17 protein-coding genes are annotated in these 21,798 nt (G+C 47.1%); 8 read left to right on the forward strand and 9 right to left on the reverse strand.

The window, feature by feature from the left end:
• Positions 1–17: 17 nt before the first annotated feature.
• The 6 genes from QI63_RS03030 to QI63_RS03055 all read right to left on the reverse strand — a co-directional run bounded on the left by QI63_RS03030 (position 18) and on the right by QI63_RS03055 (position 6,320).
• On the reverse strand, positions 18–1,115 hold the full coding sequence (locus QI63_RS03030) for a Gfo/Idh/MocA family protein (RefSeq protein WP_044013771.1): 1,098 nt from the start codon (positions 1,113–1,115) through the stop codon (positions 18–20).
• Between the two features lie 26 nt (positions 1,116–1,141).
• Positions 1,142–1,570 (reverse strand): type VII toxin-antitoxin system MntA family adenylyltransferase antitoxin, encoded by a 429-nt coding sequence (locus QI63_RS12380; protein ID WP_052185462.1) that lies wholly within the window; start codon positions 1,568–1,570, stop codon positions 1,142–1,144.
• A gap of 24 nt (positions 1,571–1,594) precedes the next feature.
• Positions 1,595–1,987 carry a VanZ family protein gene (locus QI63_RS03040; protein ID WP_044013773.1) on the reverse strand — a complete coding sequence of 131 codons (393 nt, stop codon included), beginning with the start codon at positions 1,985–1,987 and terminating at the stop codon, positions 1,595–1,597.
• 303 nt (positions 1,988–2,290) lie between these two features.
• Positions 2,291–2,677, reverse strand: a complete 387-nt coding sequence (locus tag QI63_RS03045; RefSeq protein WP_044013776.1) for a PUR family DNA/RNA-binding protein — start codon at positions 2,675–2,677, stop codon at positions 2,291–2,293.
• Between the two features lie 176 nt (positions 2,678–2,853).
• Positions 2,854–4,803: a phosphoglucomutase gene (locus QI63_RS03050; protein WP_044013779.1), complete on the reverse strand. Its 1,950-nt coding sequence runs from the start codon at positions 4,801–4,803 to the stop codon at positions 2,854–2,856.
• Between the two features lie 74 nt (positions 4,804–4,877).
• Positions 4,878–6,320, reverse strand: a complete 1,443-nt coding sequence (locus QI63_RS03055) for an aminopeptidase (protein WP_044013780.1) — start codon at positions 6,318–6,320, stop codon at positions 4,878–4,880.
• A gap of 205 nt (positions 6,321–6,525) precedes the next feature.
• Between QI63_RS03055 and QI63_RS03060 the strand changes: the two genes are divergently transcribed.
• Positions 6,526–7,713, forward strand: a complete 1,188-nt coding sequence (locus tag QI63_RS03060; RefSeq protein ID WP_044013782.1) for a dicarboxylate/amino acid:cation symporter — start codon at positions 6,526–6,528, stop codon at positions 7,711–7,713.
• A gap of 29 nt (positions 7,714–7,742) precedes the next feature.
• A complete protein-coding gene (gene pyk / locus QI63_RS03065) occupies positions 7,743–9,503 on the forward strand; it encodes a pyruvate kinase (protein ID WP_044013785.1) in 1,761 nt (586 codons plus the stop codon).
• 201 nt (positions 9,504–9,704) lie between these two features.
• Here pyk and QI63_RS03070 read toward each other — a convergent pair whose 3' ends face one another.
• Positions 9,705–10,610: an Rpn family recombination-promoting nuclease/putative transposase gene (locus tag QI63_RS03070; protein ID WP_044013787.1), complete on the reverse strand. Its 906-nt coding sequence runs from the start codon at positions 10,608–10,610 to the stop codon at positions 9,705–9,707.
• Positions 10,611–10,814: 204 nt separating this feature from the next.
• On the opposite strand from QI63_RS03070, the gene QI63_RS03075 reads away from it, so the two are divergent.
• Complete coding sequence (locus tag QI63_RS03075; RefSeq protein WP_044013789.1) at positions 10,815–12,578, forward strand: thiol-activated cytolysin family protein; 1,764 nt, start codon at positions 10,815–10,817, stop codon at positions 12,576–12,578.
• Between the two features lie 88 nt (positions 12,579–12,666).
• On the opposite strand, the gene nudC is transcribed toward QI63_RS03075, so the two are convergent.
• The gene (gene nudC / locus QI63_RS03080; protein WP_052185463.1) at positions 12,667–13,458 is read right to left on the reverse strand and encodes an NAD(+) diphosphatase; all 792 of its coding nucleotides are present in this window, start codon (positions 13,456–13,458) and stop codon (positions 12,667–12,669) included.
• 212 nt (positions 13,459–13,670) lie between these two features.
• Here nudC and grdC point away from each other — a divergent pair, with 212 nt between their 5' ends.
• The 5 genes from grdC to QI63_RS03105 all read left to right on the forward strand — a co-directional run bounded on the left by grdC (position 13,671) and on the right by QI63_RS03105 (position 19,873).
• Positions 13,671–15,221: a glycine/sarcosine/betaine reductase complex component C subunit beta gene (gene grdC, locus QI63_RS03085; RefSeq protein ID WP_044013791.1), complete on the forward strand. Its 1,551-nt coding sequence runs from the start codon at positions 13,671–13,673 to the stop codon at positions 15,219–15,221.
• A complete protein-coding gene (gene grdD, locus QI63_RS03090; RefSeq protein ID WP_044013794.1) occupies positions 15,218–16,366 on the forward strand; it encodes a glycine/sarcosine/betaine reductase complex component C subunit alpha in 1,149 nt (382 codons plus the stop codon). Before grdC ends, grdD begins: the two co-directional genes overlap by 4 nt.
• 370 nt (positions 16,367–16,736) lie before the next feature.
• Positions 16,737–17,555: a PilZ domain-containing protein gene (locus QI63_RS03095; RefSeq protein WP_044013796.1), complete on the forward strand. Its 819-nt coding sequence runs from the start codon at positions 16,737–16,739 to the stop codon at positions 17,553–17,555.
• Positions 17,556–17,604: 49 nt separating this feature from the next.
• Positions 17,605–18,747 carry a tetratricopeptide repeat protein gene (locus QI63_RS03100; RefSeq protein ID WP_044013798.1) on the forward strand — a complete coding sequence of 381 codons (1,143 nt, stop codon included), beginning with the start codon at positions 17,605–17,607 and terminating at the stop codon, positions 18,745–18,747.
• A 22-nt stretch (positions 18,748–18,769) separates the two neighbouring features.
• Positions 18,770–19,873 (forward strand): D-alanine--D-alanine ligase family protein, encoded by a 1,104-nt coding sequence (locus QI63_RS03105; RefSeq protein ID WP_044013801.1) that lies wholly within the window; start codon positions 18,770–18,772, stop codon positions 19,871–19,873.
• A 184-nt stretch (positions 19,874–20,057) separates the two neighbouring features.
• Here QI63_RS03105 and QI63_RS03110 read toward each other — a convergent pair whose 3' ends face one another.
• Positions 20,058–21,566, reverse strand: a complete 1,509-nt coding sequence (locus QI63_RS03110) for a carbon starvation CstA family protein (protein ID WP_044013802.1) — start codon at positions 21,564–21,566, stop codon at positions 20,058–20,060.
• Positions 21,567–21,798: the final 232 nt, after the last annotated feature.

Below are 21,798 nucleotides of genomic sequence, written 5' to 3' on the forward strand. Positions count from 1 at the left end.
GCTTTTATCTTCTTGTCCTATTTAAAAATACCCTTCATTTCCATTGTTGAAAAATCACACGGCAACGTTACCGGCAGTCCGGTTTTTTGGGATTTATAAATAGCCAAAATAATCTCTAACGCTTTTTTCCCTTTTTCACCCGAAACAAGCGGCTCCCGATTATGCTCGATCGCATCGACGACATTTTTAAACAAAGCCGTATGTCCAAAGCCGTATACCGTCGGCGGGTCTTTTTCATTAGGATTCAATACTTTTTCTTCCGTATCGCCGACTTGGTCGGCATCCGCAAAACGCCAAGTTTCCATCTTATTAACAGCAAGCCCGCCGATAACAACCGAACCGTCCGTACCGAATAAACTTAGCGTCTCGTTCAGATTTTTCGGATACACATCGGCAGTTCCTTCTATTATACCGACAGCTCTGGAGGCAAATTCTACGATAGCACAGCCGAAGTCTTCGGCATCGATCGGGCGAATAAATCGCCGGGTCTGAGCCTGCACGCGGACGGCGTCTTCGCCCATCATCCACTGCAAAAGGTCAATCCCGTGCGTACACTGATTCATCAAGGTACCGCCGTCTTGTTCCCATGTACCTCGCCACTTTGCCTGATCGTAGTAGCTCTTATTCCGATTCCACCGCACCTGAATCATACCGTGCAGCATCTTACCGAAACGCCCTTTTTGATACGCTTCGCGTGCCCGTACCACCGGTGCATTAAAGCGGTTTTGAAAGCAGACTGCCAATGTTTTACCGTACTGCTTTGCAGTGTCGATCATAGCTTGTGCATCGGCGGTGGAAAGCGCCATCGGTTTTTCGCAGATGACATGGGCACCATGCTGCAAACAATACACGGCAATATCTTTATGCTTGCCGGACTCGGTTGCAATCGTTACTATATCGGGCTTACAAACCGAAAGCATTTCTTTATAGTCGGCAAAAACTTGCACTGAAGCATTCGGTACTGTTTTACCGTATTCGGCTTTCTTTTCTTCCGCACGTTCCAATAAAGGATCGCACACAGCCACTAAATCAACCTTATCCTGCATCGCAGCGAAGGCCTCAATATGCTTAAAACTTATTCGACCGCAGCCGATTAACCCAATCTTATATTTCATTTTACACACCTCTCATTTATCAATACTCATTGTACATTACCGACAAGATTTCGTTTAAAAGCATGCTCAAGAATATACGTTTGCCCGCGCTTATAGATGGGATAATAATCTTCATACCAATAAAGAGCAGTCATAGTATGCCTATGCAGCAAAGTGCTTGCTTCACCTTGCTTCTTTTTTACACATACCCCTTCGGTAAACACCTTATAATGCAGCAATCCCGCTATCTTCCGTATATCGACCAGATCAACCTCTCGCTGCAAAAGCAAGGAAAGCTCCAACTGTAACGATAACCGATCATCGAGATGCAAAGCTCCAGGCATCGCAACAGCAATATCTACATCACTTTTATCAGTTTCAGTTCCGCGAGCGCATGAACCGTACAGCATTGCAAGGATAATTTCGGGCTTAGCGTCAAAAAAGGCAGTAAGCTTTTCTATAATTGCGGTATTCATTCACGCTCTTTTTTTTCCTAAAAATCAAGTCTTTGCGCAGAATTTTACTATCCCCAGACGTACAAATACCGCTAAAACCGCACCGGTACAGTCGGCAAACCAGTCGTAAAGAGAAGCATCACGCCCGGGAACAAAGATTTGGTGTATTTCGTCGGAAATACCATAGCAAGCAACAATACAGCAGACAATCGTACAGTATTTGAGCGGTTTCCCAAGCCACTTATCGGTAGAAAACCAATAAGAAAGCGTAAAAGCGAAGCTCTCGAAAGCACATGCATGTAAGAACTTATCCAATCCGGGAAAAGAAACAGTCTCCGGAATAGGCAGCTTTGACTGCGCAGAAAGGAGAAAGATAACAACAGCGATACAAATCGACATACAGCGCATACCGCAAGCAATACATTTCTTCAGTATCATTATTACAACCTCTGAAAGACAATGAGAGCACACCTCACCCGTTAACACAACAGCCATGTCTTTTCAACAGGTAGTATGCCGCACTATATTAAATGACCGCCGCTGCTTTCTGTGCCGCCGAAACAGGCTCCATTCCGCATAAGGCTGATAAGCAAACGATAAAAATATACACCAAGTCTAGGCTAAATGCAAGCTATAGTTTTTAGGGCTTCCCTACCCTTTTCTGTTAAACATACCGCTTGTGAAATAACAGGAAAGAACACCGAAAGATTTTTGCTAAAAACTGAGATTTTTAGAACTTTCCTATTCTGCATCGTCTTTCTTGACAATGCGCACCTTTCGCGCGGATTTCGGTTTTGTGTTTGGGCTGCGTTTATTGATGATTTTCTTTTTTTCTATGTCAGCAGTCTCTGCGGAAATAGTCCGCTGTTTTTTCTCCCGTTTTGCTTTGAGCTGTTCTTTCCGCTTCTTTTCGATAAATTCAAGGCTTTCGTTAAGCCCCTGCAAAAAGGTTTGCATTTCATCCTGAAATACGACAATTGCATGACGGTCAAAACCGGCGCCGTCGGTGTTTTTGCTTTCAACAATCTGCAAGAAAACATCGCCCAGCCGATTTTCTTTCACATTAAAAAAATATGTCCGGTTCTCTACCGGAATTTGAGTGGTAAATAATTCTCCTCGAATTCCCATTCTGTTATCCTTCCCATAAATTCGACAGCCGAACAAAATATCAATTTTGGAGGCAGACGAATTCGTGCGCGAAAAGCGCACATGTTTAATAAGCGACGTTTGCGTAAGCAAACTCGCAGTGTTTTTCAGCGGTACCTATCTGTACCGCTGAAAATAAACCTTCCCTTAACCTTCCCTTAATTTTTTGCCGATACCGCCGCATCGGCTTTGCGTACCATATCGCCCTGCCACTGAACCAGATATTCTTCCACTGCCTGATCATAGCCTTTGATGTCCGCCATAATGCGGAATACCGGTTCGGTACCGGAACCGCGCATCCAGATAAAGGCAATCGGCGTATGGCTTGCATTATAGAACTGCACCTTGAGGCCGCCCTTTGCGGAAACCCCAAAATCCCTGAGGTTTTCTGTACAAACCGTCCCATTATACGCAAATACTTTACAGGCTGCTATACCGAACCGGTCTTTCAGCAGCTGTTTTTTATCCGCCCATTCCTGCATAAAAATCTTCTGATACGCCGATTTCAGTGCGGTATGGTCGGTTGTGTGAATATGCATCAGCGCCCGGGCTTCCTGCGTCGGGGTAGTCCAATAGCAGGGGAGTGTTGCAATAATATCCGCAAAGGTAAAGTCTTTCCGGTATTTTGCCGTTTGCCCCGACCGCTCGCACCAGATACGGAACGGGCAGGAGCGGTCAGGCATATCCTTTATGAGCAGGAGCTTGCTGATTGCAAAGAGCGTATTCAGCGGATCACGCACGGCGGCAGGGTACGTAATATTCCCCCCGTTGGAACCTTCGCCGAGTATCCGCACTTTATAACCGTACCGGCGCGCATCTTCCGCTCGATTTACTACATTGGCTTCGCCTACCTCCGCATAAAACACTTCCGCATCCAAGGCTTTTGCGATTTCGTTAATGCGGAGCGATGTCGGCCCGTTGACGGTAACCGCGAGCGGCGCGCTGATGTTACCGCTGTAGTGCAGATAACTCAGTTCCGCGATAACCGAAAGCGCGAAGACTTCCTGCGCTTCAAGAATCAGCGCTTTTTGCTGTCCCTCATCCCAGTAGATGATATTTCCGCGGTCTCCGTCGCAGTCGGGCATATAGCCGAACAATGTGTTCTCTGCCTGTGCGGGATTGCTCCGGTGCAATTCTTCGATCTTGGCTGCACAGGTTGCAAGGTTTCCCCCTTCGGGAATAATACCGTGGACGATATTTCCGGCCTGTTCCGCAATGCCGACAAGCTGCATACCGAGCTTTTCAAAGAAAGCTCGGTCTACCGAAGCGGCGCGGGCACTGCCGTTAAAATCTGCAACCAGCGTAAAGGGCTTCCCTGCTGCTGCAAGCTCGGTGCATTGAGCGCGGATGCCGTCAAAGAACCGCGCTTGTTCCGCGCTGTCTTTTGAATCGGCAATCACTTCCTGTAAGAAGTTTTGATAGGCGGTAAGCGCCGCTTGTTTGTGCGCCGCTTCTGCCTCAAATACTGCCTGCACCGGTGCCGGGGCGGCCTGTTTGCGCAGGGCAGCTGCGGTATCTTGGCGGACCGCGGCGCATTTTTGTGTGAATAAAGCTATCAGCCGCGCGGATTGAGTTCCGTCCAGTACGCCCCCGGTATCCAACCCGAACTTAAAGCCGTTATGCCCGATAGGGTTATGGCTTGCGGAAATATACATAAAAGCCGCCCCCGCGGAACGTGCATACGCCATAATCTCCGGCGCCGCGGCTATCCCAACCGATTGTACCGCTAAAGCCGCCGAACCTGTTACTGCGGAACTATTCCCAGCGGCTGTTACCACGGACACATCTGAACTTGTTATCGCGGAGGCGACTGTAGTAGCTGTTGCCGCGGAAGCCGCTGCAAACGCAGTTACCGCCTCTTTTAAAAGCGCTGCTCCGGTGGGGCGGCTGTCGCGGGCGATAATTACCGTGCGGATTGCCGGAAACTCCGCTTGTAAGAATTCCGCAAATGATTGAGCGGCAAAGAAAACAATATCGCGGTCGGCGGCGGAAATTTCCGGCGCTCCGTCGTTTTCGCTTCCGGATTGAGCAAACACTTTGCGCCAGCCCGACGCCGATAGAATCATCTTTTCAAATGCATGCTGTAATTCAGGGTATGCTGTATTCATTGATATTCTCTCGTATCGAAATCGATTAACCGGGAACCTCTAAAAACTACAGCTTTTAGAGGTTCCGCTTAGCTTTAATGTGCTTTTAAAAACGCCTTGTAGGCACGGTAGGCCATTAAAAGGTCGGCTTTGCTGATCAATTCGATGGGGGCATGCATCGACAATACCGGCACTCCGCAGTCTACGACTTCCGTTCCGTACTTTGCGAGGATGTAGGCTATCGTGCCTCCCCCGCCGGCGTCGGTCATACCGAGTTCCGCCGTCTGCCAGACAACATTGTTGGTATCGAATAAATGCCTGATCTTTTGGAGATATTCGGCGTTTGCGTCATTTGAGCCGCCCTTGCCGCCGGAGCCGGTGTATTTGTTGATGCAGATACCGTTGCCGATAAACGCCGAATTGAGCTTTTCAAATACGGACGTAAACGCGGGGTCATAACCGGCGGATACATCGGCAGACAGCATACAGGAATTGGCAAATGCGCGGCGCACACCTAAATCGCAGGGAGCTTTTTGCAGGGCGGCAATCTCCGCGACCATGTTTTCAAAGTAGAGCGCTGTCATGCCGGTATTACCGACCGAACCGATCTCTTCTTTATCGGCAAAGAGGGCGACGGCGGTCTTTGCAGGAGTACCCGAAACTTCGAGCATCGCTTTCAGTGTGGTATATGCGCATACGCGGTCATCATGGCCGTGCCCTGCAATCATCGAGTTATCAAGCCCGACATTCCGCGCCTTTCCTGCGGGGACAATTTCAAGCTCCGCAACGCGGAAATCTTCTTCCGTAATGCCGTATTTTTGATTCAAGATTTTTAAGATATTTTCTTTAACCGGAGATGCTTTATCTCCTTTTTTATCCTCTTTAGATTTGTCTTTTTTCTTATCATCCGATTCATCCGGCGTTGCCGGTTTCATATTTCCGACCAGCACGTTAAGCTGTTCGGCGGTAATGCCTTCCGCTAAGGTTTCCTGCAGCTGCTTTTTTGAAAGGTGGATGAGCAGGTCATTGATAAAGAGCACCGGATCGTTTTCATCTTCACCGATGCATATTTCAACCTTCTTGCCCTCTTTTGTAAAAATGACCCCGTGAATAGCGAGCGGAATTGCAGTCCACTGATACTTTTTAATACCGCCGTAATAATGGGTCTTTAAAAACACGAGGTTTGAATCTTCATAGAGCGGCATCTGCTTGACGTCGAGGCGCGGGCTGTCGATATGAGCACCGACGATATTCATTCCCTGCATGATATCCTCGCCGAGCACCATCATCACAACGGACTTATCCTTATTGTTGAGATATACCTTTGTACCCGCCGGCGCTTTTCCGCTCTTTATCACTTCTTCAAGCGGTTTAAAACCGGCTTCTTTTGCCTGCCGTATGATATGAGCGGCACATTCGCGTTCGGTCTTTCCAATGTTTAAAAACGAAATGTAGTGTTGAGAAAGTGTTTGCATTTCGGCAAGTTCACTTTCGGTGAGATTCTCCCATGCTGTTTTGGCTTTATACGTGAGTTCCATAGTGTACCTCTTATTGAATTTTCATCGGATGGGGCAGTATATACTATTGAAGAAGATTGTAAAAGAGGCGCACTCGGTTTCGGAATATTAAAACAAACTGGACAACCGCCGGAAAGTCAGTTACACTATAAAAAGATAGATGGGCATCTCTAAAAAACCGGTCAGCTTTTGGAGATGCCCGGATACTTTCTAAAAGGAGTTAATTGTGAGTACAAAAAAATTAGGTCTATTGCCGCGTCTTATTATTGCAATCGTTGCCGGTATTTTAATCGGTAACTTGACGCGCTCCATCCATTTGCCGTTGCCTGTTCAGATTTTAGCAACCTTTAACGGAGTATTCGGCAACTTTCTCAGCTTTATCATCCCGCTGATCATTCTCGGATTTGTTATTCCGGGTATCGCGGATCTGGGATCCGATGCAGGAAAGCTGCTTGCCATCACTGCCGGTATTGCCTACGGTTCAACGCTGCTTGCCGGTACCTTAGCCTTTGTAACCGACTCGGTGTTCTTCCCGCTCTTTTTAACGTCTCATGCGGATATCTTCTCTCATGCGAACCCCGAAGACGCGCTGTTGCCCGGTTTATTCGGTATCGATATGCCGCCGCTGATGGGTGTTATGACCGCTTTAATTTTAAGCTTTGTACTCGGTATCGGTATCGCGGTAACCCGCTCGGAAACCTTAAAAAATGCAACTCGCGAATTCCAGAATATCGTTACGAAAGTAATCGAAGTTATCATCATCCCCCTGTTGCCGATCCATATTTTAGGTGTATTTACCAACATGACCCATGCCGGACAGGTAGGACTGATCCTCAGAATATTCGTTAAAGTATTTGCAATCGTTATTGCACTGCACGTCATCATGATACTTATTCAGTACATCATTGCCTGTGCCATTGCAAAACGGAATCCCTTTACGTCGATTAAGACAATGCTGCCGGCGTATGTTACCGCATTGGGTACTCAGTCATCCGCAGCAACCATACCCGTAACGCTTGCTTCCGCAAAGAAAATCGGTATTCAGGAAAAAATTGCAGACTTTGTTATCCCGCTTTGTGCAACCATTCACCTTGCCGGAAGCACCATTACCCTTACCAGTTGTTCGATGGCTATCCTCATCCTGCACGGACAAACGGCAAACGCCGGCGTTATGCTTCCGTTTATCGCGATCTTGGGTGTCGCAATGGTTGCCGCGCCCGGCATCCCCGGCGGCGCAGTTATGGCAGCGCTCGGCTTTGTGCAGTCTATCCTCGGCTTTAACGACACGATGTGTTCATTGATTATCGCGCTCTATATTGCGCAGGACAGCTTCGGAACTGCATGTAACGTAACCGGAGACGGCGCAATTGCCATTCTAGTGGATGCCATCTCGAAGGATAAGAAGAAAGCGTAAAGACATACTTTTATTCGATAGGAGAAAAGATGAAAAAGACAAAGATTGTCTGTACTATCGGTCCCGCTTCCGACTCGGAAGAAATACTGCGCGAATTATTTAAGGCAGGGCTCAACGTATGCCGCCTTAATTTTTCGCACGGTACGCATGAAGAGCACCAGATCCGTATCGACCGTATCAAGAAGATTCGGCAGGAACTCAACTTGCCGATTGCGATTATGCTGGACACCAAGGGGCCGGAAATACGGCTGAAAAACTTCGGCGTTAATTCCGTACAGCTGAGCAAGGGACAGCAATTTACGCTTACCGTACGCGATGTTGTCGGCGATGAAAAAATATGCAGCGTAACCTATAAGAACCTTGCGCAGGAAGTACAGCCTAATAATCGCATCCTTATAGATGACGGCTTAATCGAACTGAAGGTCGAGCGGATCGATAACGGCACCGATATTATCTGTACCGTCATGAGCGACGGCCCCGTATCGAATCATAAGGGCATCAATATTCCCGGAGCAAAAATCAACCTCCCCTTCCTGAGCGAACAGGATATTTCCGACTTAAAGTTCGGCGCTCAAAATGAGGTTGATTTTGTAGCAGCCTCGTTTACCCGCGGTCCTGCGGATATCTTAAGCATCCGCAAGGTCTTGGAGGAAGCGAATGGGAACAATATCCATATTATTGCGAAAATCGAAAACCAAGAAGGCGTCGACTCCATCGACAAAATTATTGAAGTTTCCGACGGCATCATGGTTGCTCGCGGCGATTTAGGTATCGAAATTCCGCCGGAAGAAATTCCGCTTGTGCAAAAGATGATTATCCGTAAAACGTTGCGGGCAAGTAAACCGGCAATTACGGCAACCCAAATGCTTGAGTCGATGACGCATAATCCTCGCCCGACGCGGGCGGAGGTTACCGATGTTGCAAACGCCATCTTTGACGGAACGAGCGCCATTATGCTTTCAGGAGAAACGGCTGCGGGAAAATATCCGGTAGAAACCGTTAAGATGATGCACCGCATTGCCGTTACAACCGAAAACTCGTTGAACTACGACAAGATTATGGGGGCGGTTGCACGGGAGCATTCTTTGACCATTACGAATGCCATCGCACACGCAACCTGTTCTATGGCGTTGGAAATGAATGCGCAGGTTATCGTTACCGCGACCTCTTCGGGAGAAACGCCGCGGGCGCTTTCAAAATACAAGCCCAAGGCGCCGATTGTTGCGGTAACCCCCTTTGAAGCAACTGCACGCCGGTTATCGCTTAACTGGGGCGTGTACCCGATTGTAACATCCTATTTTAAATCGACGGACGAGATGTTCGAACAGTGCATTAACGTCGCAAAAGAGCATGGGTTTGTACAAGAGGGCGAACTTGCCGTACTGACCGCCGGAGTTCCGATCGGACTGGTCGGTTCGACAAACTTGTTGAAGGTTGAAACCGTCGGAAAGATACTGCTGAAGGGTAAGGGCACCGGCGTTGAATCGGTTGTAACCGGCCGAGTAAAGGTTATCCGCACCGAGCAAGACTTGCTGACCGACTTTGCGGACGGAGACATTATCGTAACCCAAGCAACCAACGATTTAATGAATTCCTTTATCGAGCGGGCAGGCGCCGTCATTACCGAAAACGGAAATTTAAGCGGACACGCTGCCTTGATGGGAATGAACCTGTCGAAACCTACAATCGTCGGAGCCGCCGAAGCAACGGCCGTATTAAAAACAGGCGATATTATCACGCTGAACGGAAAAACCGGCGTCGTGATAAAAGGAACCGCCGCTATTTATTAAATCATCTCCGATGCAACATGACCAATGGGGATGTTTCAAAAGTTTGTTACTTTTTCAACATTTCCAGTGGTCTGTTCATTCAGCGCTGCCAAATTTCCGGTACAATTTTTTCTGCCAGTGTTTTACCTCATAACGGGAAGCAGCTATTTTGAAGATAGAAAGGGACGAAGCGGAAGAAAGACGCTTTTATCACCTTATCCATTAGTTAAGTGCTTCTACTTCCTGCACGGTTAGACCGGTAACTTGTACGATCTTCTGTATGGAGTCACCGAATTGTTTTAGTATCCGTGCCGTTTCAAGCGCTTTTTGACGGGAGCCGCGTTCAAGGCCTCTTGCTTCCCCTTCGGCAAGACCGAGCGATTTACCTTCAGCTCTTCCGCGCTCAAGGCCTTTACGCTCAGACTCGCTTATCATCGAGAGCCGGTCGCTTTCATATTCCCATGCTGCCTCATACCGCTTCCGTTCTTGCTCATCCAGATAAAAGATGTCCATCACCTTATTTGCCTTCGCCATTACAGGATTCCCTTGTGCGAGCATAGACCGCTCCTCCTTACTGTCTGTTTTGATAAACATAAGCCATTTTTCTAGGCTTGTCAAATTATCTTTTTGCAGCTTTGTTAAGTCTAAAAAGTGAATCTCCAAAAGCTCATCCAAAAGTGTTTGTTCTTCCGTTTCACGTATCTGATAGATTGAATGTATCTTTTCGCTCAGCTTAAACGGACTATTCAGCACATTGATTGCAATACACTTTTTCAACTGCGCATACTGGAAACCGCTCATAAAATGTTCATGGATCAGTTTAGAACAGTAAAAGATACTGCGTTTAGGATAATAATCAAAATAGGTATTCTGCATCTCTACATCGATTTTACGGCCGTCGCGTAAGCGGATTTTAATGTCGAGCCGCCCGGTTTTATCGTTGTAGAATCGGGGAATCTGTTCACTGTTTTCGATACGAACATCGTCAAAATCATCTGTGCTCAAAAGGGTAACCAAAGAGAGGAATTCAATCATGATGTCTTTGTTTTCCTCGGTACCAAAAAGCTTTTTGAATGCGTAGTCGTTTCGAGCGGTGAACAGCATTGGACTGCTGTGGGATTTGCTCATTTTCACTCCTCCTACAGTCCTTATGCGACTTTTGGAGGAAAATGGCTGGAAAAACCGGCATAACTCATCTAAATAATTCATAGTTTTAGCAAATTCTCTCGGTATCACATTTTTTTAAAAATTTTTATTTTTTTCCCAAAATTTCAAGCCATTTTGAGGCGCGTGCTTTATAAGACAGACAGCATCAACCGCAAGGAGGTTTTTATGCAACAACAAAAACGGGCAAAGCCCACAACACGTATGAAATGGGGATCGCTGTTGATCTGTCTTGTACTGCTCGGTATAACGGGATGCCAGCAGCCGACAAAACCGTTAGTAAAAGAGATCAAAACGGACAAGTCGGTACAAAGGCCGTCCAAACCCGATAAACCGAATAACGGAAACGGTGAAAATACAAATAATGGAACCGGTGCCCATTCCGGCAACGGTCAAAGTAATGAGCAAGAGGAACTTACCTATAAAGGACTTGATATTCCTAAAACCCTTGCACGGTCGCCGCAGCGATTGCGTGAGTTAATTTTCCAAGGACAACAGCTCAGTGAAACGGGTCCGCAGCTCAATACTCAAGGGATGGTGGTAAAGTACATCGAAAAAGAAGTCGAGTATGATGTTTCGGCTGCTTTTGACGATACGCTTTTGCTTGACCCTTCCCAGAACTCAATTTATCCCGGCTCTGTTCTGCGAGGCGATAGTCTTGATAAAGACAGCTATCAGGAAATCATTGAAGGCAATAAACGAAAAGCGGTCATTTCTTTCGATTTACAGGGAGTAAAAGATAAAGAAGGAAAAGACGGAAAAGCAGGTATTACGTCCGGCGAAATCTTCCCGAATTTAGCTTCATATAGAGAGCTGCGTAATAAAATACTCAGTCAAAGTATTACCTACCATGCCTCTGCCAATTTAAGCTATGAAGAACTGGAAATTACGAACGAAAAAAGCCTCGAAGCTCAGCTTAAAATAGGAGTGGGTTTCGGTGCAGCTGGGATTAAAAGCAAAATCGCAGCGGGCTTTAAATTTAAAGATGGAAAACATAAGGAACGGCGGCTTATCAAATTTGTCGAAACGTTTTACACCGTGGATGTGAATCAAGAAGCAGCTCCGCTTATGATTAATATACCGCGCGAGAAGGTGGGAGATACAATGCCAGTGTATGTATCATCGGTTTCTTACGGACGCATTGCCTACCTTACCATTGAATCAGAGCAGGAAAAGTCCGAGCTTAAAGCCAATCTCGACACGATATTTAAAGTTACGACAACAAACCATGCCGAAGCAGACATCGATCTGGCTATCAAAAAATTGGAAAAGGGAACAACGATTACAATCAATATTATCGGAGGGGGCAGCGAGGCGGTTACCGATCTTAAACAGTTTCAAAAGTATATTGTAAAAGAAGGATTTTCCGCAAAGAACCCTGGGCAGATTATTAAGTATCAATTACGATTCTTGGATGACAATGCCACTGCATATATCAAATACGGCGAAAAATACAAGACGGTAGAACGTGTTGAGGTACCGGCAAAAGGATACAAGGTAACCGCAGTGATAGAAAATATCAAAGGCGTCGGATTCGACTCCGCGGATATTACGGGTACCATTGATATGCAGCCGCGTGATAAAGATAAGCTTCAGAAGCCAATCTTTACCTACAGTAATACCAAGCCACTGCCAAAATTAACGGTTAAGCGCAATGATAATGCAAAACCTCAACCGCAGCCGAACAGTATTATGCTTCCGGACGAATCTTCCGTTATTCAGCTTTCCTTCGATATAAAGGGAACTATAAACGGTGAAGAACACGTTTTTGTAAGCAATAAACAAGGAGGCAATCCCAAGCTGCCTACGCCTACGGTCAACTTACTCGTAGACACAGAAAGCCCCTTACAATCCTTTACACTGTATCGAAAAGGGAATCCGGCTGAAAAACTGGTGTTCGATGTCCGGTTTACAGTTGAAAAAGAGAGTTAACAGGAAAAGGACGATGTGCTGATTTTAACCCCCGTGCAAAGTTTTACCTAAAATTTTGCACAGGTTTTGAGCCGCAAGCAGAACAACCTTAATACCAGTCGCCGCAGATAAGCCGATGCGCGGCGGAACCGGGGAGCGGTATCGGCGGTAATGCATCGCGTGTAAACCATGCGGCCTCCGATAGCTCTTCCTTTTGTACGGTAATATCGCCCGAAACGTATTCGGCACGGAAGGCAAGCATCAGCTGGTTGGGATACGGCCAGCCTTGGCTTCCGCGATACCGGATATCTTTGACGGTTAAGCCCACTTCTTCGCGTATTTCGCGAGCAACGGCTTCTTCTACGGATTCGCCCGCTTCGATAAAGCCCGCAATGCAGGTATAAATGTCGGAGGTATGCTGTACATGCCGTGCCAGCAGGATTTGCTCACCATTACTGATAAGCACAATAATACACGGTGCAAGAACCGGATACCATATTCTGCGGCATTGCGGACATTCCAGCGCTGTTTCGCTTACGCTTAAATGCAAACGGCTGCCGCAAGAAGAACAATACTTTGTATGATGCAGCCAATCGAGCAAAAGTGCTGCACGGGCAACAACCGCCGCATACTCGGCAGGTTCCGTTATGAATAGGCTTCGATACGGTATCCGTTTAAGCCCGTCAGGTTCCGCCGCTTCGGGCGATAAGGCTGCCGCAAACGTACGGTATGCCTGTTCACCGTAAGAACCGAGAATATCACTATCATTATATTTTTTAAGAACTTTAGATACTTCGCTACCGTTCGGCAACCGGCCGTTTTCTAAAATAAAAATATTTTTCTTTTGTATCAAAATACCAAATTCAAAATCAGCCCCATCGGGACAATCTATAAGCGTCATATTTTCAGTATATCATTTTCTCATGCTTTTTGCACATCCTCTAAAAAGTGCTTGCTTGACAAGAGCATTTTCAAAGTGTAGGCTATGGAAGTATCGGCGTAATCTAAAGATCTTACTTTTTAGAAATGGCTCGGTTAATACTACCACTCTATGGAAAGATACCGTTTGATATAAGCGGTTCTTTCCTCGATTTTTATCAATAAGGATGTATTATGAAAAACGCAGTAATTAAAGGGGCAAGTTACACATTGGCATACAGCCCCGATCTGTTAAAACGGAACGGTTCAACTCAGACCGCAGCGATTGCGAAAGATCCTGCTGATCCCTACATTGCCGCAATTCCGTCTCATTTAAGAACCTTTGAGCAGGCTGTGCAATATCCGCCCAATCAGGTATATATCGGAAACAAAAGACCTGAAGATTTGCCCGGTATCCCCGAACCGTGGTTTAAGTGCACTGAAAAAGCCGACCGCTTCGGGCCGTTCGGTGAAATTGCGACGCAAAAAGAACTCTACATTTTGATGAAGTATGCCGACGTCTTTGAACTGGTATACTTAACCGAAGAATTTACTGCCGAAGCGGCAACGATTATTCAAAATCATCCGTTAATGAAGGATAAGGCGATTACGTTGGGAGAAGCTCATTCCAAGGCCGATATCGAAAAGTTGGTGCAATCGCACACGGCAGAAGGTTTATACGACAATGACGTGTTGGTCGGCTGTGTCAAACAAGCGCATGACACCGACCCGAACTTGAGCGCCCATACGATGCTCGAAAACCTTGTTACCAAGGGAAGCGGTATTTTAACCGCGTGGCACCTCGCAGAGCTTGAAGGCATCAATGCGGCGGACATCGATTATATTATCGAGTGTTCCGAGGAAGCTGCGGGCGATGTGAACCAGCGCGGAGGCGGAAATATCGCAAAATCCGTCGGCGAAAAAGCGGGATGCGTTCATGCAACCGGCTGCGATATTCGCGGTTTCTGTGCGGCGCCGGTACACGCATTGGCAAATGCCGCGGCACTCGTGCGGTCGGGTATCTTTAAGAACGTGATGGTTGTCGCCGGCGGTTCCGTGCCTAAGCTCGGTATGAACGGTAAAGATCATGTTAAAAAAGAGATGCCGCTCCTTGAGGATATGGTGGGCGGTTTCGCCGTTTTAATTACGGAAGACGACGGTATAAACCCCGTTATCAATACCGACGTAATCGGTAAACATACGATTTCTTCCGGTTCTTCTCCGCAGGCGGTTATGACAGCGCTTATCTACGATCCGCTCAACGCCGCAGGGATGAAGATTACCGATGTCGAAAAGTTCGCAGCAGAATTGCAGAACCACGAAATTACCGCTCCTGCGGGCGCCGGTAATGTGCCGGAAGCAAACACAAAGATGATTGCCGCGCTTGCTGTTATGAAAGGCCAGCTTGAACGCAGCCAAATCGCGGAATTTGTAAAGCAATACGGTGTGGAAGGGTTTGCACCTACGCAGGGACACATTCCCTCCGGCGTTCCCTTTATCGGCCATGCGCGGCGGGATATGCTTGCAGGAAAGCTGCACCGCGCGATGATTATCGGAAAAGGCAGCTTGTTCCTCGGCCGGTTGACCAATCTCTTTGACGGTTTAAGCTTTTTAATTGAGGCGAACAACGGCAAAGGAAGTTCCGGTGCTGCGGGCGGCGCCGGTGAAGCGGAAATTAAGAAGATTGTAGCCGATGCTATGCGCGATGTCGCTGCCCGTATCTTAGCGGAGGGCGGAGCAAAATGAGCAGTACAAAACAACAACTGGCCGATGCCTTTAGCCTGATGGCGAAGGGACTGGAAACCGGCGCCTTTGCGGAAGCCTTTCCGGTCGGCTTAACCATTCCCGGCAGCGAGCACGGAGAAGCGGAGCTTATCCGCGCGGCAAAGCTGGCAGCGCACGCCAATCCCGGATTGGATATTGTGCTGATCGGCGGCCCGAAAACCGAGGGGTTCCGCTGGTATGAAGCGCCGACGCTGGAAGACGCGCATCATAAAATGGAAGAATTGTTTAAAACGGGCGAAATAAAAGCCGCGGTAACAATGCACTATACTTTTCCGCTCGGCGTTACGACAATCGGAAAGGTAGTAACGCCCGGCTTCGGCAAAGAGATGTTTATTGCGTCCACTACCGGCGCTTCCGATGCCGATCGGTATAAGGCAATGCTGTTAAACACCTTTGCCGGAATTGCCGTTGCAAAGGCAAACGGCGTTGAAAACCCGACGGTCGGGCTTTTAAACATTGACGGCGTTGCGACGATTGAAAAAGCGCTGTTAAAGCTGCAAAAAGCGGGCTATCCGATACGCTTTACCGAATCGCACCGCGCCGACGGCGGGGTACGCATGCGCGGAAACGATTTGCTGCAGGGCACCCCCGATGTGATGGTCTGCGATACCTTAACCGGCAATGTGTTGATGAAGCTTTTCAGCTCCTTCTTAACGGGCGGCAGTTACGAAGCCTCCGGTTCCGGTTACGGTCCCTGCGCCGGTAAGGATATGACCGATGTTGTCGCGATTGTTTCCCGTGCATCGGGCGCTCCGGTTATCGCCGCAGCCTTGGCGTATTCTGCGCGCAGCGCGCAGGCAAACTTGCAAGCGCTGTGCCGTGCCGAAATACAAGCCGCTGAAAAAGCGGGGCTGCAAGCCATACTCGACTCGTTCGGCGCCGCAAAAGAAGCAAGCGCGGAGACAGTCGCGGTACCGCCTAAAAAGGTTGTTACGGAAGAAATCCACGGTATCGATGTTATCGACATAGAAAATGCCTGCAAGACGCTCTGGAAAGAGAACATCTATGCGGAAGCGGGCATGGGCTGTACCGGCCCAGTCATCCTGCTTGCCGGTGAAGACGCTGAAAAAGCGCGTAAGATTTTAACCGCAGCGAACTATATATAAAAAGAATCGGGTAAACGCATCAGACTTCCTTTACAAATATACGGCGCATCTACTGCGTCGCTGCGAAAAAATTAATCCTCAACGTATCAAAGATACGCCTGCGGTTAATTTTTTCGTGCGCCTTGTATCTGCACCGTCTCTTTGCAAAGGCTTACGGGGAGCTTTTTTCTCCGAACCAGCCGGGTAAACGCATCAGACAGCTAAAAACATATCGCAAAATAACCGGCTGGAGCAGCATTTGAACCGCGCAGCGGTGAAATTCTGCTGATACAGCCGCTTATTTTGCGGGGTAATACACTAAACTGTCTGATGCGTTTACTCTGTCGATTTTCGCTTGACCTTTTAATAAAATAAATTTATTATCATTAATATGGGTTTCCTGACAAGTCAACAGCTTAATAGGTATTACGATTTTTTCCAAAAAGCAGAAATAACTTTTACAAAAGAAGTCATTCAAGCAATGAGTCTTAATGCACAGCAATCATCAATACGCTGCGTCGGCTCCGAAGGAGGACCTTGGCCGTGTGTCATTAACTCTTCTTCGATGATAGGCGCAAAGGTCATCGTACCGCAGCATTGCGGAATATACGAAAAGATATGTGCAGGCTCCACAGCGATTTCTTTGTGGTTCTCATTTTCACAAACGAATGGAAAAAGCGACCTCTCTTTTTTCGTCTCCGGAAAAGTGGTAAGCTGCACACCATATACGGTGACGCCCGATTTACTCCTGCTTAATATTGAATACACACAACGTGCTCCCGATGACTTAATTGAAAAGCTGGGGCTTCTTGTGGATGCAAAAGCGAATACCACCAAGCGCGGTGACGAACGTATTGAACTGAATGCGGAAGCAATGCGCAAACTCTCACTCAGCAAAAAAGAAACGATTGTCTATATCGAAAATATTCCCCGCCGTTGTATCGTGCGGGATATTTCGTTTTCCGGCGCAAAGTTTATTATGGCAGGGATTGCTCCGTTTTTACTCAATAAAGACTGCGTGTTGAAGTTCGACTTCGATGACCCCACTGTTATTGTCGGCTTGCGCGGAAAGATTATCAGAGCAGAGCTGGTAGAAAAACGGAAAGATCTGATTGCCGTTGCGATGGCATATAACCCATCATCTGTACCGCTTGCTTATAAAATACGCTTAACTCAATACTTTAATCAGCAGCGTAAAATCTACCCCTAGTGAGGTTTATTAACACGCGCACACTTCCGTAAGGCAATAGGACATACAAATGGAAAACTCCGATAAGCAGCTTGTTTATATCAAAGTACCCGATGAATATACGTTAGCGGCAAAAATTCCCGGATTTGATTCATCCATACCTCTCCCGCTTCTTCTAACGGACGAAGGGAAAAATTTTACGGCGGACAGTATTTCCGAAGAGATGATTTTAGCCGGTATGCTGAATGTATTCGCCTACGAAAGAGATAATCAGCACATTGCATACTATCGGGATATTTTTAAGGAATTACGTCCGAATATCCTTGAAGAAATGACCAATGCTGCAATTTTAAAAATAAAAAATGCTGATTTTGACTTAGCCGAACAGTTGCTGTTTGCACTTGAAGGTCTATTCCCCGAACACATCCAAACAAAACTGAATGTTGCATTACTGATGGATGAACGCTCTCGATTCTACGAACAAGCGGGAGCAGAGGATTATGCAGAATATTATACCGATAAAGCATTTCAGGCCTATAAAGAAACACTCGCAGCTGAACCGCCGCTACCCGAAGCCTTCTTTAATGCCGGTTTTTTCTTTATCCGTCAAAAAAACTTTCCCAAAGCAAAGAGCGTATTTGAAACATATTTACATATTGAAACGGCACAAGATGAATTAACGGCACACCGTAAGCAAAAGGCTTCCAAACTCATTGCGTGGATAGAAACTCAGGCACTTGACGACGAGCTTTTCAAAGGTGCTTTTGATTTTATCCAGATGGGCGAAGAAGAAAAAGCGCTTGAAAAAATACGGGAATTTTTGGAACTGCACCCTAAGGTATGGAACGGGTGGTTCTTGCTCGGCTGGGCGCTGCGCCGACAGGCACGATGGAAGGATGCTTCGGAAGCATTCCTTCATTGTCTGGAGCTTGGAAAAAAGACTCCGAAAGAACTGGCTATTGCCTATTGCGATATTTGTAATGAGCTTGCCATCTGTTTAATGGAGCTTGACCGGTTTGACGAAAGCCGCCGTTGGTTGATGAGTGCGCTTGAACAAGAACCCGAAAATATCAAGATTATTTCCAATTTAGGAACTATTTCGTTAAAAGAAGGAAAGACGGAAGAAGCCAAAGCCTTTTTTAGAACGGTTCTTGATATTTATCCCGAAGATACACTCGCCGTTGAAATTTTAAAAAGACTGGAAAATCAATAAAGAATACGATACGGAGTATACTATGAATATAGCTATTATTTATGGCGGAAGATCGGGTGAGCATGAGATATCGCTAGTCTCCGCTTCTTTTGTTGTCCGTGCTATCGGCAGCGAACATACCGTACATTTAATCGGCATTACCAAAAACGGCGAATGGTATTTGCAGCCGGAGTCCCTTTTGGAACATATCCGCAAGGATACGGACGCGGTACTAACAATAGAACGCAATAAAACCGCCCGGGTTGCTGTCATTCCGGGCGGAGGCACTGCATCCGGTTTATCCGTAAATGGCAAACCGATTACAGCGGATGTTGTTTTCCCGGTGCTGCACGGCAGCTTCGGAGAAGACGGCACCATCCAAGGTTTATTTGAAATGGCTGACCTTCCGTATGTCGGCGGCGGTGTGCTTGCAAGCAGCGCAGCGATGGATAAAGAAAAAACAAAGATAATCTGGCAGCATGAGCAGTTACCGATTGTGCCGTTTCTCTGTGTAAGAAAATTCCAATGGGATAACCCGAAAGAACACGAACGTTTCATCACTCAGGCGGAAAAAGAATTGGAATACCCGCTGTTTATAAAACCTTGTAGGGTCGGCAGTTCCGTCGGCGCCGGTAAAGCGGCAAATCGCACCGAGCTGTTGCAAAAGATGCAGGAAGCCTTTCTCTGGGATAGCAAAGTACTGATCGAAGCGTGTATTGCCGCGCGCGAAATCGAATGCTCCGTAACCGGCAATGACGAATGCGTGGTCTATACGCCGGGAGAAATTATCCCCTCTCACGAATTTTACGATTATGATGCAAAATATACTGATCCTAACGGCGCGCAGCTGAAAATTCCTGCCGATATCGACGACGAACAGCGCCGAGAAATCCGTAGCATTGCAGGCAAAGCCTACCGAGCGCTGGATTTAAGCGGCTTATCACGGGTTGACTTCTTTATAGATAAAAAAACAAAGAAAATCTATTTGAACGAAGTAAACACTATTCCGGGCTTTACCGCTATTTCGATGTTTCCCAAGATGTGCGAAGCGTCGGGGATGCCGTACCGGGAACTGATCATGCATTTGTTCGATCTTGCGATAGAGCGGTTTAATTCTTCGCGGCAAATTAGAACGGATTGGAAGTAAAAGCGGACGTGTACTCGCTGGAAAAAAGCGTGTGAAAGGTTACTGCCCTGTAGAGAAGCCGCACGAAAACAATGGGCGGCTTCTTCTAAGTAAAATTGTTTATTCGTGCGGAGAGTTTAATACCCCGACGCAAGCGTCGGGGTTGTTGATTAAACCTGTTCGGAAACGCAGTTATTGGACAGGTCTATTTACTATGAACGCGTCCGATAATAATCTTCTTTTGACTTTCAAGACTCTGTTGAGGCCGCAGGTAAATTCTTGTCATAAAGATGACAAAGAACAGCGCCGCAACAACAATACCGACCGCATACGAAATCGTAATTCCCTGCATACCAAGCCGAACCAGATTGAAACACTCCGGTGCATACATCAGATAGGTAACGGAAACAGCCGACATAAAGGTTGCGGGAATAACCGCGATCCAGCAGCGGTTCCGGTTAGGATAGTTTGTCGCAAGATAAGCGCCGCCCGTCCATAAGACAATCATCGCAAGTGTTTGGTTCGACCACGAGAAATAGCGCCATACAACATTGTAGTTGATGAGCGAAATACAGTATCCGACCAGCAGCAGCGGCACCGCGATTGAAAGCCGTGTTTTCAGATTCTTTTCGTCGAGTTTAAACCAGTCGAAGATAATCATACGAGCACTGCGGAACGCGGTATCGCCCGACGTGATCGGACACGCGATAACGCCGACCATTGCGATTGCACCACCGACTGTTCCGAGAAGACCGGTACAGATGGTGTATACCGACTTTGAATTTCCGCCGCCGATCTCGAGGAGGGCTTTAAGACCGGTACCCGATCCGTCTTTGTTCCAAAAGAAAGCGATTGCTGCCGACGCCCATACCATTGCGATGATACCTTCGGCAACCATTGCGCCGTAGAAAACCCAACGGCCTTCTTTCTCATTTTTTAACGTACGTGAAACAATCGGGGACTGCGTTGCGTGGAAACCGGAAATAGCGCCGCACGCTACCGTAATAAACATCAACGGCCAAATGGGGCGCTGAGTCGCGCTTGGATACAGGTTTTCGAATGTCAGCTCCATCATAGGACGGGTACCGCTGTTCAGTATTGTTGCAACCGAAACACCGACAGCCATTAAAATCAGGAAAATACCGAAAATCGGATAAAGGCGTGCAATAACCTTATCAACCGGAAGAAGGGTCGCAAGGAAATAGTATACAAGAATGATAATTGTCCATACTTTTACATTGAGCCACTCCGGAGTTAACAGCGCAAGAAGCCCCGCCGGTCCTACCATAAATACGACACCGACCATAACGAGCAACACCAAACCGAATACACGCATGATGTTCTGCATCGTATGACCTAAGTATTTACCGGTGATTTCGGTAATACTGGCGCCATCGTTCCGCACCGAAAGCATACCGGAAAGATAATCGTGTACACCTCCGGCAAGCAGCGTACCGGCAACGATCCAAAGGTAAACGCTCGGCCCCCACAAAGCGCCGGAAATTGCGCCGAAGATCGGCCCTAAACCGGCAATATTCAAAAGCTGGATTAAAAAAGCTTTCGGCTTTGAAATCGGCACATAGTCTATCCCGTCAGGATTAGCCATAGCCGGAGTCCGATTGGCTTCATTCGGACTAAACACTTTTTCTACAAACGTTCCGTACACCAAGTAACCGACAATGAGTGCTGCAATACACAGCAAAAACGTTACCATAAAGAGTATCCTCCTGTGAATTGGATTTATGAATGACCCTTGAGCTTGCATTACCATTGAGTCATTACATATAAAGTATAAATCTGTTTTTCCCGCTTGTAAATAAAAAAACGGAATTTTATTGCACGCGCAAAGATATTAAAAAATCGGCGCGGATAGCCAAATATAAATCCCACACCGATCCGTTTTCATCCACCTTAATTCCTACACAACTTCCACCATAATCCGCCGG

It is taken from the genome of Treponema sp. OMZ 838 (assembly GCF_000775995.1).
In the GTDB taxonomy this organism is placed as follows: domain Bacteria; phylum Spirochaetota; class Spirochaetia; order Treponematales; family Treponemataceae; genus Treponema.

Bases quoted from the DNA above. Each gene is read 5' to 3' on its own strand.
- QI63_RS03030 (WP_044013771.1), bottom strand. From the start codon at position 1,115: ATGAAATATAAGATTGGGTTAATCGGCTGCGGTCGAATAAGTTTTAAG.
- QI63_RS12380 (WP_052185462.1), bottom strand. From the start codon at position 1,570: ATGAATACCGCAATTATAGAAAAGCTTACTGCCTTTTTTGACGCTAAG.
- QI63_RS03040 (WP_044013773.1), bottom strand. From the start codon at position 1,987: ATGATACTGAAGAAATGTATTGCTTGCGGTATGCGCTGTATGTCGATT.
- QI63_RS03045 (WP_044013776.1), bottom strand. From the start codon at position 2,677: ATGGGAATTCGAGGAGAATTATTTACCACTCAAATTCCGGTAGAGAAC.
- QI63_RS03050 (WP_044013779.1), bottom strand. From the start codon at position 4,803: ATGAATACAGCATACCCTGAATTACAGCATGCATTTGAAAAGATGATT.
- QI63_RS03055 (WP_044013780.1), bottom strand. From the start codon at position 6,320: ATGGAACTCACGTATAAAGCCAAAACAGCATGGGAGAATCTCACCGAA.
- pyk (WP_044013785.1), top strand. From the start codon at position 7,743: ATGAAAAAGACAAAGATTGTCTGTACTATCGGTCCCGCTTCCGACTCG.
- QI63_RS03070 (WP_044013787.1), bottom strand. From the start codon at position 10,610: ATGAGCAAATCCCACAGCAGTCCAATGCTGTTCACCGCTCGAAACGAC.
- QI63_RS03075 (WP_044013789.1), top strand. From the start codon at position 10,815: ATGCAACAACAAAAACGGGCAAAGCCCACAACACGTATGAAATGGGGA.
- nudC (WP_052185463.1), bottom strand. From the start codon at position 13,458: ATGACGCTTATAGATTGTCCCGATGGGGCTGATTTTGAATTTGGTATT.
- grdC (WP_044013791.1), top strand. From the start codon at position 13,671: ATGAAAAACGCAGTAATTAAAGGGGCAAGTTACACATTGGCATACAGC.
- grdD (WP_044013794.1), top strand. From the start codon at position 15,218: ATGAGCAGTACAAAACAACAACTGGCCGATGCCTTTAGCCTGATGGCG.
- QI63_RS03095 (WP_044013796.1), top strand. From the start codon at position 16,737: ATGGGTTTCCTGACAAGTCAACAGCTTAATAGGTATTACGATTTTTTC.
- QI63_RS03100 (WP_044013798.1), top strand. From the start codon at position 17,605: ATGGAAAACTCCGATAAGCAGCTTGTTTATATCAAAGTACCCGATGAA.
- QI63_RS03105 (WP_044013801.1), top strand. From the start codon at position 18,770: ATGAATATAGCTATTATTTATGGCGGAAGATCGGGTGAGCATGAGATA.
- QI63_RS03110 (WP_044013802.1), bottom strand. From the start codon at position 21,566: ATGGTAACGTTTTTGCTGTGTATTGCAGCACTCATTGTCGGTTACTTG.